At 56.8% G+C, this 12,793-nt stretch carries 16 protein-coding genes; 7 read left to right on the plus strand and 9 right to left on the minus strand.

Translation table 11 applies throughout. From position 1 onward, the window contains the following. The first annotated feature begins 343 nt into the window (after positions 1-343). Positions 344-1,036: a DUF3334 family protein gene (locus tag HDE72_RS03380; RefSeq protein WP_183737326.1), complete on the plus strand. Its 693-nt coding sequence runs from the start codon at positions 344-346 to the stop codon at positions 1,034-1,036. Positions 1,037-1,059: 23 nt separating this feature from the next. Here HDE72_RS03380 and HDE72_RS03385 read toward each other — a convergent pair whose 3' ends face one another. Then, positions 1,060-1,773, minus strand: a complete 714-nt coding sequence (locus tag HDE72_RS03385; RefSeq protein WP_183737327.1) for a DUF6058 family natural product biosynthesis protein — start codon at positions 1,771-1,773, stop codon at positions 1,060-1,062. Between the two features lie 113 nt (positions 1,774-1,886). Further along, on the minus strand, positions 1,887-2,426 hold the full coding sequence (locus HDE72_RS03390; protein WP_183737328.1) for a DUF2939 domain-containing protein: 540 nt from the start codon (positions 2,424-2,426) through the stop codon (positions 1,887-1,889). A 220-nt stretch (positions 2,427-2,646) separates the two neighbouring features. Here HDE72_RS03390 and HDE72_RS03395 point away from each other — a divergent pair, with 220 nt between their 5' ends. Then, entirely contained in the window at positions 2,647-2,838 is a 192-nt protein-coding gene (locus HDE72_RS03395) for a hypothetical protein (protein ID WP_183737329.1), read from the plus strand. 155 nt (positions 2,839-2,993) lie between these two features. Here the strand turns inward: HDE72_RS03395 and HDE72_RS03400 are convergent, their stop codons facing one another. Next, positions 2,994-3,227: a hypothetical protein gene (locus HDE72_RS03400; protein WP_183737330.1), complete on the minus strand. Its 234-nt coding sequence runs from the start codon at positions 3,225-3,227 to the stop codon at positions 2,994-2,996. Positions 3,228-3,421: 194 nt separating this feature from the next. Between HDE72_RS03400 and HDE72_RS03405 the strand changes: the two genes are divergently transcribed. The 4 genes from HDE72_RS03405 (at position 3,422) to HDE72_RS03420 (ending at position 7,955) form a co-directional block, all read left to right on the plus strand. Next, positions 3,422-5,020, plus strand: a complete 1,599-nt coding sequence (locus HDE72_RS03405; RefSeq protein ID WP_183737331.1) for an ABC-F family ATPase — start codon at positions 3,422-3,424, stop codon at positions 5,018-5,020. A gap of 159 nt (positions 5,021-5,179) precedes the next feature. Further along, positions 5,180-6,313, plus strand: a complete 1,134-nt coding sequence (gene nadA, locus HDE72_RS03410) for a quinolinate synthase NadA (RefSeq protein WP_183737332.1) — start codon at positions 5,180-5,182, stop codon at positions 6,311-6,313. After that, a complete protein-coding gene (gene nadC / locus HDE72_RS03415) occupies positions 6,310-7,176 on the plus strand; it encodes a carboxylating nicotinate-nucleotide diphosphorylase (RefSeq protein ID WP_183737333.1) in 867 nt (288 codons plus the stop codon). Before nadA ends, nadC begins: the two co-directional genes overlap by 4 nt. Beyond that, the gene (locus HDE72_RS03420) at positions 7,176-7,955 is read left to right on the plus strand and encodes a substrate-binding periplasmic protein (RefSeq protein WP_183737334.1); all 780 of its coding nucleotides are present in this window, start codon (positions 7,176-7,178) and stop codon (positions 7,953-7,955) included. Before nadC ends, HDE72_RS03420 begins: the two co-directional genes overlap by 1 nt. Before the next feature lie 129 nt (positions 7,956-8,084). Here the strand turns inward: HDE72_RS03420 and ypfJ are convergent, their stop codons facing one another. Further along, positions 8,085-8,984, minus strand: a complete 900-nt coding sequence (ypfJ, locus tag HDE72_RS03425) for a KPN_02809 family neutral zinc metallopeptidase (RefSeq protein ID WP_183737335.1) — start codon at positions 8,982-8,984, stop codon at positions 8,085-8,087. Between the two features lie 129 nt (positions 8,985-9,113). Here ypfJ and HDE72_RS03430 point away from each other — a divergent pair, with 129 nt between their 5' ends. Beyond that, positions 9,114-9,476, plus strand: a complete 363-nt coding sequence (locus tag HDE72_RS03430) for a nuclear transport factor 2 family protein (protein WP_183737336.1) — start codon at positions 9,114-9,116, stop codon at positions 9,474-9,476. 72 nt (positions 9,477-9,548) lie between these two features. On the opposite strand, the gene HDE72_RS03435 is transcribed toward HDE72_RS03430, so the two are convergent. The 5 genes from HDE72_RS03435 to msrB form a co-directional block, all read right to left on the minus strand. Beyond that, positions 9,549-10,334, minus strand: coding sequence for a foldase protein PrsA (locus tag HDE72_RS03435; RefSeq protein ID WP_183737337.1), 786 nt, complete (start codon positions 10,332-10,334; stop codon positions 9,549-9,551). Between the two features lie 154 nt (positions 10,335-10,488). Continuing rightward, a complete protein-coding gene (locus tag HDE72_RS03440) occupies positions 10,489-11,268 on the minus strand; it encodes a peptidylprolyl isomerase (RefSeq protein WP_183737338.1) in 780 nt (259 codons plus the stop codon). A 114-nt stretch (positions 11,269-11,382) separates the two neighbouring features. Further along, a complete protein-coding gene (locus HDE72_RS03445; RefSeq protein WP_183737660.1) occupies positions 11,383-11,640 on the minus strand; it encodes a BolA family protein in 258 nt (85 codons plus the stop codon). Between the two features lie 38 nt (positions 11,641-11,678). Beyond that, positions 11,679-12,308: a septation protein A gene (locus tag HDE72_RS03450; RefSeq protein ID WP_183737339.1), complete on the minus strand. Its 630-nt coding sequence runs from the start codon at positions 12,306-12,308 to the stop codon at positions 11,679-11,681. 78 nt (positions 12,309-12,386) lie between these two features. After that, the gene (gene msrB / locus HDE72_RS03455; RefSeq protein ID WP_183737340.1) at positions 12,387-12,788 is read right to left on the minus strand and encodes a peptide-methionine (R)-S-oxide reductase MsrB; all 402 of its coding nucleotides are present in this window, start codon (positions 12,786-12,788) and stop codon (positions 12,387-12,389) included. Between the last annotated feature and the right edge of the window lie 5 nt (positions 12,789-12,793).

Here is a 12,793-nt window from a genome sequence, read left to right on the forward strand (position 1 = left end):
ATCTCCGAAATCCAGGTCGGTGCGTAACAAACGTTCATCAATCCAGGCGTGGATCGCCGCCGTCGTCTCGTCCCTGATCTGCTGTTCCAGTGCCGTCATGCCAGCATGCCTTTCTTGTTGGATGACCATTGTGCGCGGCAGTATAAAACAGGCGGCCGATTTGCCCCGTCCGCCACAGTGTGCGCATATTTACATGCTGATAATCAAGTAAATGCAGGTATGGCTGGACGGAAATCTTGCATCTCGGTATTCTGCGCTGTTGATTGTTATTTCTACACAGAAAGAAACGAAATAATTATTGTCAGGGCAGTGCTGTTATCTATAAAAAGTAAAGAGGTTAGCCATGAGCGCAGAGAAGCATGTTGTATACGGTACAGAAGATTTGTTGATGAGTTTGTGCAACTCGGTAGTGCGGGTGCTGAACGTCGCAACGCAAAGCAGGGTGAATTACTCCGGCATGGTGCAGCGCATCACCAAGACTGGCCTGAAGCCCGATATCGGCTGCTTCGTCATGTTCGACGGCGGTTTTACGGGCTTGGTGGTGCTCAACTTCGCCGCCGATACGGCGATGGAAATCTACGAGCGCTACATGTTGCACATGGGTATGCCAAAGTCGGAACTGGCCAGTTTCTATACCTCCGATGAGGTGTCGAACATCATGGGCGAGCTGATGAACCAGATCGTCGGTGACTTCACGGGCAAGATCCGCCGCGAGCTGCAAACCAATATCACGCAGAACCAGCCGAAGATGCTGGTGCTCAACAAGCAGGTGATGCTCAGCGTCGATACGCCGCTGGACCGCCCGGAAATGCGCCGCGTGACCTTCTACACGGAAAAGAACAATATTTTCTATCTGGAACTGGCCATCGACCGTACCGAGTTCATCAAACTGCATGATTTCGATTCCCGCGAATCCGACCCCGATGCGCTGATGGCCACCGAGCACGCGAACCGGGAAAGCGCCGCCGCCGCGCCCGCAGCTGCAGCGCCGGATGAAGACGACAACTCCGACCTGCTCAAGTCGCTGGGCATGTAATTGCCTGGCTTGCCACTGACGCTTTATTCGGCGTCAGTGGTGGCCGCAGACAGTCTCATACGCAAGTCTTCCACCAGGCGCTTGCGGCTGCTCAAGCCATACTCCACCGGCGAAAAGGGCATCGCGGCCGCCGCATAGGCGTCGATCAATGTAGCTAGCTCGATTGCTTCCTGGGCCGTAAAAGTCGTTTTTCGGCCATGCTCGCTCTTGTGCGCAAGCTTTTCCTGCAACACCTCCTTACAAGCGATCTTTGCTTCTGACACGGGGTCAGAGACACACAGGCAAAATGTGCCATTCAAGAAGTGGGCCCAGGCGCTGTCTGTGCGCGCAAGCAGACCATCCGCGATTGGCGTGCCATGTTGATCGAAACTGTCAGGCAAAGGCCAGGTCGTCAGATGCAAGTCGGCTAGCGCCGCTGCGTACCTGGCCGTAAATTGTGCCTTCAGGCGCACCGGCACATTGTGCAAAGCTTCGCCGTTCGCCAGCGCCTCGCGCGCAACGGCGACCCAGCGCACTTGCGCCGGATGAAAGTAGCGGCCCGGCGCGGAACCGGGCGCCGCCATCTCGCCAAACACCAACGAGCGCACGGTGCCGTGGTCGCTGACCACATAGGCTGGCGCAGGCACCAGTTGGCCTTCGATCAAGACATCAAGCTCTTCGATACTGATGGCTGCAATGCTGCTCAGTTGCGCTTCGTTCAGATAGTGATGGGAGAGATAGATGTTGAGTTCTGTCATGGGCCGCTTTCCTCTGTCGAATATCTGATACTGTGATTATATACAGTATTTTAGTGATTTGACAAGGAAGGCGCTTTTCAATTTGTACTGGATACTATTAACCGCCTGATGCGCTATTCATGTCCCGCAACCGCCGGCGTCAATTCAATCGCGCTCAGCTTCCAGTTCCACAGTCCGTGCCGTAGCAAGACCAGACCGCCTTTTTCGTCGCCATCGGCCTTGGCCCGCACGATAAATTTGTCCCAGCCCGCATAGGCTACGGAGTAATCCTTCTTTTGCTGTGCTCCGGTGTCTGGCGTGCTTTTATCGGCCTCTGCGCCGACCGCGCTCTTGCTGACCATCGCCGCCACGCCTTCGGGCGAGACCATGGCATCGACCATTTTTCCCAGCATGGTCGTGACCATGGCTTGCCCCATCGCCGCAAACGGGTTATCGCTGGCCGTGGCAGCCTGGATGCTGTCTGCCAGGGTGGTTTCCAGCTGGCTCTTGATGCTGATACGCAGGGCAGGGAAGTCCACATGCGAGGCCAATGCATCGACATTGCGTTCGGCGATGGCGTTTTTCATCTGGTGCAAGGCGTAGTAGGGCGAGGCGTACACGCTGGCGGCGAGGGCAACGGCGGCAACAGCGGTGGCGAGGGCGATTTTTTTCAAGGTCGATGGTCTCTGAAGGTAAGGCCAGCAAGGCCACCATGATGGTGGATATTGTCTATCCGGCGAAGTGGGAGTAGATTACCTGCCAAGTGATAGATCGGCAATAATATATTCTTTACGGTACTCGTACTGGTTTTATATGAGATACGGGCTACGTGCCGCCATAGCTGACACCCTGGCTATATGTGATTGATTGCAATGTGACTTTATGGAGTAGTTGATGAGTGGTAAGCGTAAATCAATGGGAAACAAGATCAGTCTCATCGGGCTTTGTATCGCGGCTATCGGCTATGGTATCGGCATGCATATTCAGCCGGAAACCGGTGCCATTATTATATGGATAGGCTGCCTGGTAGGGTTTTCAGGCATATTGCGGGTATGGTTTGATATATTTTTTGGCTCAAAAGAATGAACTTTTCAGATACCAATCCCGTACAGCGAGCTGATAACGCCAGGTTATCGGGTGTGCGCGCAATCCGAGGCCAGGTTTGTCGAACTTGTAGTGTAGGGAAAAAATTATACTACCTGCTTTAGCTGGATAAAGGCCGCCATTACTGCTTTCCACCGTTAACATCCCGATACAGTTTGGCATGTGTTTTTTATGGCTTCATGCTCCCTGGATTGCTCGCATTCCATCTTCAGTCGCTGCATGGCGTCCGGCGCCATCGGCGCGGTCATCATGGCGCGATAGTTCATGCATGCGTTGGTTTCCTGCTGGATTGTCTGCCTGGGCTGGGGCGATAGACAAGCAGTCAGGCAGGTAATGGAGATGGCTGCGATCATCGCGATCTTCAATTTCATGCTGTCCGCCTCATTTAAAAGTGCACAAAGGTGCACTATAGCGTGGACAGACAAGCAATACAGAGAGAGGCCGGATGGTGTGCGCTTGCCAGTCATTGTTCCTGGGGGGCTTATACAGTGGTTCATAGTGGGTGCTGTATAATGGGAGAAAAGTACTTAACTACCTGTTTTCACTGGATAAAGACCCAATACTAATGCTCTCCACAGCTAACATCACGATGCAGTTTGGCGCCAAGCCATTGTTTGAAAATATCTCCGTCAAGTTCGGCGACGGCAACCGCTATGGCCTGATCGGCGCCAACGGCTGCGGCAAGTCGACGTTCATGAAGATCCTGGGCGGCGACCTGGAGTCGTCGGGCGGCAACGTCATGCTCGATACCAACGAACGCCTGGGCAAGCTGCGCCAGGACCAGTTTGCGTTTGAAGACATGCGCGTGCTCGACGTGGTCATGATGGGCCACACGGAAATGTGGCAAGCCATCCAGCAGCGCGATGCGATCTACGCCAACCCGGATGCCACCGACGACGACTACATGCAGGCCGCTGAACTGGAAGGCAAAGTGTCCGAATACGACGGCTACACGGCCGAATCGCGCGCCGGCGAATTGCTGCTGGGCGCGGGCGTGGACATCGAACTGCACCAGGGGCCGATGAGCAATGTGTCGCCAGGCTGGAAGCTGCGCGTGCTGCTGGCGCAAGCGCTGTTCTCGAATCCGGACATCCTGCTGCTCGACGAACCAACCAATAACCTCGATATCAACACGATACGCTGGCTGGAAGACGTGCTCAACGAGCGCAATTCCACCATGATCATCATTTCCCATGATCGCCACTTCCTGAACCAGGTCTGCACCCACGTGGCCGACATGGACTACGGCACCTTGAAGATTTATCCGGGCAATTACGACGAATACATGTTCGCCTCGACCCAGGCGCGCAACCAGCAACTGGCCAACAACGCGAAAGCGAAGGACAAAGTTGCCGAACTGCAAGAGTTCGTGCGCCGCTTTGCTGCCAACAAGTCCAAGGCCCGCCAGGCAACCTCGCGCGCCAAGCAGATCGAGAAAATCAAGGTCGATGACATCAAGCCATCGTCGCGCGCCTACCCCTTCGTGCGTTTTGACGGCGAGAAGAAACTGCACCGCCTGGCCGTGGAAGTCGAGAATATCTCGAAAGGCTTTGACCGCCAGCTGTTCAAGAATTTCTCCATCATGGTGGAAGCGGGCGAACGCATCGCCATCATCGGCGCCAACGGCGCCGGCAAGACCACCATGCTGCGCTGCATCGCGGGCGAGATCGCCGGTTTGCAACCTGATCAGGGCCGCGTGAAGTGGGCGGAAAACGCCAACGTCGGCTATATGCCGCAAGATCCGACGGAAGATTTCGCCAAGGATACGAACCTGACCGACTGGATCGGCCAGTGGACGAAAGAGGGCGATGACGACCAGGCCGTGCGTTCCATCCTGGGCCGCTTGCTGTTTGGCGGCGATGATGTGAAAAAAGCCGTCAAGGTGTTGTCCGGTGGTGAAAAGGGCCGCATGATGTACGGCAAGCTGATGCTGGGCCGCCACAACGTGCTGCTGATGGATGAGCCGACCAACCACATGGACATGGAATCGATCGAATCCTTGAACGTGGCGCTGGAAAAATACGCCGGCACGCTGATCTTCGTCTCGCATGACCGCGAATTCGTCTCTTCGCTGGCGAACCGCATCATCGAGATCAAGGAAAACGAAGTGGTTGATTTCCGTGGCAATTACGAGGAATATCTGACCAGCCAGGGCATTGATTAATCTCATGCCTTGAGCCGTGCGCGCCTTGTCTTTGACAAGACAGGGTGCGCGCCGGGCAGCTAGCCTGCCCGAACCGAAGCGCCGCGGTTATCACGTTCCGGCGCAACTTGCTGCGATATGCGATAGTGCCGGTCTATCCCGTTTTTGTTTGACACATCCATGCAAACCTTATCGATCAAACCCGTCGAGTATGAACATCCACAAGACGGCGCCAGCTGCACAGCCCATGCCTGGGCGCGCACGCCAGCCACGCCTTCCCCGGCCGAAAAAGCCGAACTGATCACGCGCATCAAGCGCCTGCTGCAAGAGCGCGAAGCCGTGCTCGTCGCCCACTACTACGTCGATGCTGACCTGCAAGACCTGGCCGAAGCCACGGGCGGCTGCGTCTCCGATTCGCTGGAAATGGCCCGTTTCGGCCGCGACCATCCGGCCAAGACCCTGGTCGTGGCCGGCGTGCGCTTCATGGGCGAAACGGCAAAAATCCTCAGTCCTGAAAAAACCGTGCTGATGCCCGACCTCGACGCGACCTGTTCGCTCGACCTCGGTTGCCCGGTCGATGAGTTCACGGCCTTCTGCGACGCCCATCCAGACCGCACGGTGGTGGTCTACGCCAACACCAGCGCCGCCGTCAAGGCGCGCGCCGACTGGATGGTGACGTCCTCGATCGGCCTCGATATCGTGGCCCATCTGCATGCCCAAGGTAAAAAAATCTTGTGGGCGCCCGATAAACACCTGGGTTCGTATATCCAGAAGGAAACTGGCGCCGACATGTTGCTGTGGCAGGGCAGTTGCCTGGTGCATGACGAGTTCAAGGGTATCGAACTGGACTTGCTCAAGGAAGAGTATCCCAACGCCAAGGTACTGGTACACCCTGAGTCGCCGGCCAATGTGGTGGCGCAAGCCGACATGGTCGGTTCCACTTCGCAAATGATTGCTGCCGCGCAAAATATGGATGCCGACACTTTCATCGTTGCTACCGACAATGGCATCTTGCACAAGATGCGCGCCGCCGCACCGGGCAAGCGTTTCATCGAAGCGCCCACCGCCGGCAACAGCGCCACCTGCAAGAGTTGCGCGCATTGCCCGTGGATGGCCATGAATGGCTTGCTGAACCTGGCCGAGACCCTGGAAAACATGCACAATGAAATCCATGTCGATCCTGCCGTCGGTGAGCTGGCCGTGCGCTCGATCAACCGCATGCTCGACTTTGCCGCCGCTAAAAAAGCCGGTCTGCAGCCAGGTTCCGACTTGGCAAAAGAAACCAAATTGTTCCAAGGAATCGGTCCCGCATGAGTGCACTTCTTAATTCTTACGCCCCTTTCGATCCTGCCCTGGCGCGCGCTTTTGAAGCGAATCTGCTGGCCGCCCTGCTGGAAGACGTGGGCCAGTGCGACCTGACAGGCGAACTGGTGCCGCCAGACCAGATTGTCACAGCGCGTGTGACCGTGCGCGAAGCAGCCGTGCTGTGCGGCGCACCGTGGTTCGAAGGCATCATGAAAAGCCTGGACCGCAGCATCGATATCAGCTGGCATTATGCCGAAGGCGACATGATGACAGCCGACAGCCCCGTATGCACCATCACGGCGCCGGCGCGCGCCTTGCTGACGGCTGAACGCAGCGCCCTCAACTTTTTGCAACTGCTGTCGGCCGTGGCCACGGCCACGCGCCAGTACGTGGACGTGATCGCCGGCACCAGGGCGTCCATCCTCGATACGCGCAAAACCTTGCCCGGCCTGCGCCTGGCGCAAAAGTATGCGGTGCGCGTGGGCGGTGGCAAGAACCAGCGCCTGGCCCTGTACGACGGCATCCTGATCAAGGAAAACCACATTGCGGCGGCGGGCGGCATACGCCAGGCGCTGGACAATGCCCGCACGCTTGACGCAGGCGTGCCGGTGCAGATCGAAGTGGAAAACCTGGCCCAATTGCAGGAAGCGCTGGACGCGGGCGCCGTGTCGGTGCTGTTAGACAACTTCAGCAACGGCATGATGCGCGACGCCGTGAGCTTGACGGCTGGCCGGGCCTTGCTCGAAGCGTCTGGCGGCATCAACTTCGATACCGTGCGGGCGATTGCCGAGACCGGCGTGGACCGCATCTCGATCGGCAGCCTGACCAAGGATATCCGGGCCACCGATTATTCCTTGCGCATCGTTGCCTGATGAAACGGGCAGCACAGCGCTTCTTGCGCAGGGGCATATTTGCCTCGGCACTGGCGCTGATGCTGCCGGTGCTGGCCTTGCCGGCCCAGGCGCGCGAGTTGCTGGCCGTGGGCGCCCAATTCGAGCGCGTGTTTGACTACAAGAGCAACGGTGACTATACGGGCCTGGGCGCGGAACTGTTGCGCTTGATGGCGTCGCGTACCGGCAATACGGTGCGTTTTCGCATGGTGCCGTGGGCGCGCGCGCAAGCCATGCTGGTGCAGGGGCAGGCCGATATCCTGATCGGTCCTTATAAAACGCCGGAACGCATGGCCAATATGCTGTTTTCCACCCAGCCTTTTTACCAGGACCAGATCGTTTTCTACACGCGTCAGGGATCGGGTTTTCTCTGGGAGGGCGATTACGCGGCGCTGAAGAATCGCCGCGTGGTGCTGCTCAATGGCTGGGCGTATGGCGCGGACTGGGAGCGTATCCGTCCGGGCCTGCAGGTCAGCGTGGCCAACAGTGTGGAAAATGGCGTCAGGATGCTGGCCCATAACCATGTCGATGTCTTCATCAGCAACCGCCGCAATACCGATCCCGTGATCGCCCGCCTTGGGTATGAGAAGCAGATCAAGGCGCTGCCCAGGGTCATCGATATCCAGAACGGCTACTTTGCCTTTCCCCGTAGCCCCGAATCCGACAATCTGCGCATGCAATTCGACCAGGAACTCAACAAGCTGATTGGCAGCGGTGAATTGAAAAAGCTGGGCAAGCGCTTTGACGTGAGCGTGCCGTAACGCCTGGGTGAACTAAAGTGTACCGGTCAGTCAGGACACGTTGCCGGCTAATTTAAGCTGTGCCCATTTGTACCGCATCGGCTGCTCGGCGATGCCCCGTACTGCTCTTTGAGGCTGTTGAGTTGTCGCCTAAAGCTGGCGCGCCTCGAAAGTGTTGCATTGCGCGATCTGGCCGCTGTTGATGCCTCGGCTGAACCAGCGCACGCGCTGTTCCGAGGTGCCGTGGGTAAAGGAATCGGGCACGACATGGCCTTGCGCCTGGCGTTGCAGGGCATCGTCGCCGATGGCGCTGGCGGCCTTGAGGGCCGCTTCCACGTCGCCTTTTTCCAGGATCTTGCGGTCCAGGTTGGCGTGATAGGCCCACACGCCGGCAAAGCAGTCGGCTTGCAATTCCAGCCGTACGGACATGGCGTTGGCCTGGCGTTCGGATTGCGTGCGGCGCGCCCGGTCGACTTTTTCAGACAAGCCCAGCAGGTTTTGCACGTGGTGGCCCACCTCGTGCGCGATCACATACGCTTCGGCGAATTCGCTCGAGACTTTGAAACGGTCCTGCATCAGCTGGAAGAACTCGAGGTCCAGATATACTTTTTGGTCGGCCGGGCAATAGAAGGGGCCGCTGGCGCTCTGGCCGGGGCCGCAGGCAGTGTCCGTGCTGCCCGTGTACAGCCTGAGCTTGGGCCGTACATAGCTGCCGCCCTCGGCCTTGAACAGGGCGCCCCAGGTATCTTCGGTGTCGGCCAGCACGGTTCTCACGAAATGGCTCATGGGGTCGTCGGCAGCAGGGCGTGGCGTTTGTGGCGTTTGCTGGGTACTGACCTGGCCACTACCGCCGCTGAGCACATTGAGCAGGGTGAGGGGATTGACGTCCAGCACGTAGGAGCCGAGCAGGGCGACGACGATGGTGCCGATGCCGATCGAGCGTCCGCCAAAACCGAAGCCGCCGCCGCCACCATTGCTATTGCCACCACCGTCATTTTCTCCACGGCGGTCTTCCACGTTGTCGCTTTCGCGATTGCCTTCCCATTTCATGATGTTTGCTCCTGTTGCATTGATGACGGGCGCGGATTTTACCAGTAGTGTTAGCAACAAAGTGCAGCGCAGCAGGGCAGCTGATGTTACCCTTTGAATCTTTCCACTCTCACCACATGGTATCACTGCATGACGACCACACACGACACGCTTATTTCTCCCACCTCGGTGGTTCAGGCCCAACTGGATGCCTACAACGCTCATGATGTGCCTGCCTTGCTGGCTATTTACGCCGATGACGCACAGCAATTCCAGCATCCCGACACCTTGCTGGCCCAGGGTAGTGCCCAGATCGGCCCCCGTTTTACGGCCCGCTTTGCGGCCAGCAAGCCGCAGGCGCAATTGCTGAACCGCATCGCTTGCGGCAAGCTGGTGATCGACCATGAGATCGTCACCAGCGTGACGCCGGAAGGCACGAGCAAGCAGGAGCTGGTGGCGACCTATGAGGTGGTCGATGGCCGCATCGCGCGCGCCTGGTTCAGCTTTGCCTGAAGTTCGCCCGGCGGCAGTCTGCAGGCATAAAAAAAGCGCTCCGTAGAGCGCTTTTTTGTAGCTGATCCAAAATTACTGGATTTTGGCTTTCTTCATCAACTCGTCGCGGTAAGCGGCCAGTTTCTTTTGTTGCACGGACTCACTGACGCGGTCCTTGACTTCTTCCAGCGTCGGGAACTTGATCGGACGGGTTTCTTCCAGTTTGATGACGTGGAAGCCGAATTGCGACTGCACCGGCGTTTGCGTGATCTGGCCTGGTTTCAGGGCAACCAGCGCATCGGAGAATGGTTTTACGTAAGAGCCAGGATTGGCCCAGCCCAGATCGCCACCATTGGCTGCGGAGCCATCTTTCGAGACTTTGGCCAGGTCTTCGAACTTGGCGCCGCCTTTCAGCTTGGTGATGATGTCCTTGGCTTCCGCTTCGGTCGCGACCAGGATATGACGGGCATGGTATTCCTTGTCGCCAGCTTGCAGGGCTTGCGCTTTTGCCTTGTCGTACTCAGCCTTGATGTCCGCATCCTTGACCGGGTTTTTCTTGATGTAATCTGCCAGCAGGGCATTGATGATGATGCTCTGACGGGCATTGTCCAGTTGGGTCTTGATGTCAGGACGGGTGCCTACGCCTTGTTTGTCCGCTTCCTGTATCAGCACTTCGCGTCCGATCAAGTCTTTCTTGATGGCTTCGCGCAATTGCGGCGAATCTGCTTGCTGGCCTTGGGCAACGACCTGCTTGACGACCTGGTCGACGCGCGATGCAGGAATCGCTTTGCCATTCACGGTAGCAATGTTTTGTGCGAAAGCAGGGGTCGCCACGACGGCTACCAAAGCTAAGATCAGGCGGGCTGGCTTCAAAATCATGTTCATTCCTATTATTAGTACAACAGTTCGGTACAAAAGTTCGCTACAAAAGTTGAGTGCAAGTTAAATGCAAAAAATCGCGTTTTGGCTGCTAGTCTGCATTACAACGCAGAATACACGACCGGCGCCACAAAGGGCGCCGGGGAGGTCAGACTTACTGAATCTTTGCTTTTTTAATCAATTCTTCTTGATATGCCTGCAATTTCTTCTGTTGCAGCGACTCAGCGATTTGCGGCTTCAGCTCTTCCAGCGTCGGCAGTTTGGCTGCGCGGGTATCGTCCAGCTTGATGATGTGGAAACCATTCGCCGTTTGTACCGGCGTTTCAGTGATCTGGCCTTTTTGCAGTTTCACCAGAGCGTCACCAAATACTTTTGGGAATGCCGATGGTGGAGCCCAGTCCAGGTCGCCGCCAGTTTCAGCCGAACCCGTATCTTTCGATTGCTTGGCCAGGTCTTCAAACTTGGCGCCGCCTTTCAGCTTGGCGATGATGTCTTTCGCTTCGGCTTCGGTGTCCACCACGATGTGGCGTACATGGTATTCCTTGTCGCCTGTTTTGGCGATGAACTGGTCGTACTCAGCCTTGATGTCGGCGTCGCTGACCGGGTTCTTTTTCAGATAGTCGCCCACCAGAGCATTGATGACGATGGCTTGACGCGCGTTTTCGATTTGGAGTTTGACTGCTGCATCTTTACCGAAACCTTTGCTTTCCGCTTCTTGCACTAACACTTCGCGGCCGATCAGATCTTTCTTGATGGCATCGCGCAACTGCGGCGAATCCGGTTGCTGGCCTTGGGCGACGACTTGCTTGACGACAGCATCAACGCGCGACGACGGAATAGGCTTGCCATTCACAACAGCAATATTTTGCGCAAAAACAGGTACCGCGACGACGGAGAGTAGTGCGATCAGCAAGCGGGCTGGCTTAAAAGTCATTATTAAATCCTGTTAGGGAAAGTTTCGTAAAAAACGCATGGAAGAAATCTTGTATACAGCGTTTGTTGTTGCGTCAGCCAACTACTCTTGCTACGCCAAAAACGCCATCCTACATCATACTTCGGACGGCGCCAATGCAACAATAGCCAATGCATGTATCTCATTATGCATCATATCGTGCACGGAATCATACACCAGACGATGACGCATGACGAGTCTGAGGCCCTCAAATTGACTAGAAATAATCCGCAGATTGAAATGCCCCCCGCCCGAGGCGGCGCCGGCATGGCCGCGGTGGCGCGCCGAGTCGTCTTCCAGTACGCATTCGAGCGGTGCAAGCGCAGTTTCCAGGCGCGAGCGTATGCGTTCCATGCGGGTTTCCGGCGAGTTGTTGACAAGTGTGTTCGTCATTACGCTTCTTCCTTGATATGTTTAGCCAGGAACAAGGTCTGGACCACGATGAATACGAAGAAAATACCGGTTGCGCCAAAGGCCTTGAAGCTGACCCAGGCCGCCATGTCGCCCTTGTACAGCACGAAAGCGACAAACAGATTCAGTGCGCCCATGGCGCCAAAGAAAATGATCCAGCCTGCCAGCAATTGATTCCATACGGCTTCAGGCAGTTGCACCTGGGCTTCCATGGTCTTGCGTATCATGTTTTTCTTGAAGCCAAAATGGGCGATCAGCAGGCCCAGGCCCGACAGCCAGTAAATCAGCGTCGGCTTCCATTTCAGGAAGAAATCGTCGTGCAGATAAATGCTGGCGCCGCCAAACACCACGAAGATGAACAGCGACAACCACAGCATGCCGTCCACCTTGCGGCCGCGCAGCAAGAGATAGCTGACCTGGCAGGCAGTGGCGATGATGCCGACCAGCGTGGCCAGTACCCATGGCGCTTGTTCGGCTTTGATGAGGCCGCCCGAAACGATGCCGCCAAGATATTGCTGCACGAAGGCATGTGTCGAGGCTTCATATATGCCACCCAGTTTAAAGGCGGCAAAGAAGGCGATCAGCGGGAAGAGGTCGAATAAAAATTTCATGGTGATACTTTACTATGGTCGTGTAAAAATCGCCTTAGAACTGGCTTAGGAGCAACTATTGCCTCTGCCAGCGCTTGCTCAGGGCTGTGGATCGAAGCGCAGGGATGCCGAATTGATGCAATAGCGCAGCCCGGTTGGCGGCGGACCGTCGGGGAATACATGGCCCAGATGGGCGTCGCACACGGCGCAGACGATTTCGGTGCGCACCATGCCGTGGCTGCGGTCGACGATTTCCGTCACATTGGCCGGGTCCAGCGCTTTGAAATAGCTGGGCCAGCCGCAGCCGGAATCGAATTTGGTGTCGGATGCGAACAGTGGCGTATTGCAGCAGACGCAGGTGTAGACGCCGTGTTCATGGTGGTCCCAGAACTTGCCCGTGAAGGCGCGTTCGGTGGCGGCGTGGCGGGTGACTTGATATTGCATGGAGTCGAGCATGGCGCGCCATTCGGCGTCGGTTTTTTTGACTTTTTCAGTGGTCATGGTAA

This window comes from Janthinobacterium saanense (genome assembly GCF_014200675.1).
Lineage (GTDB): Bacteria > Pseudomonadota > Gammaproteobacteria > Burkholderiales > Burkholderiaceae_D > Janthinobacterium.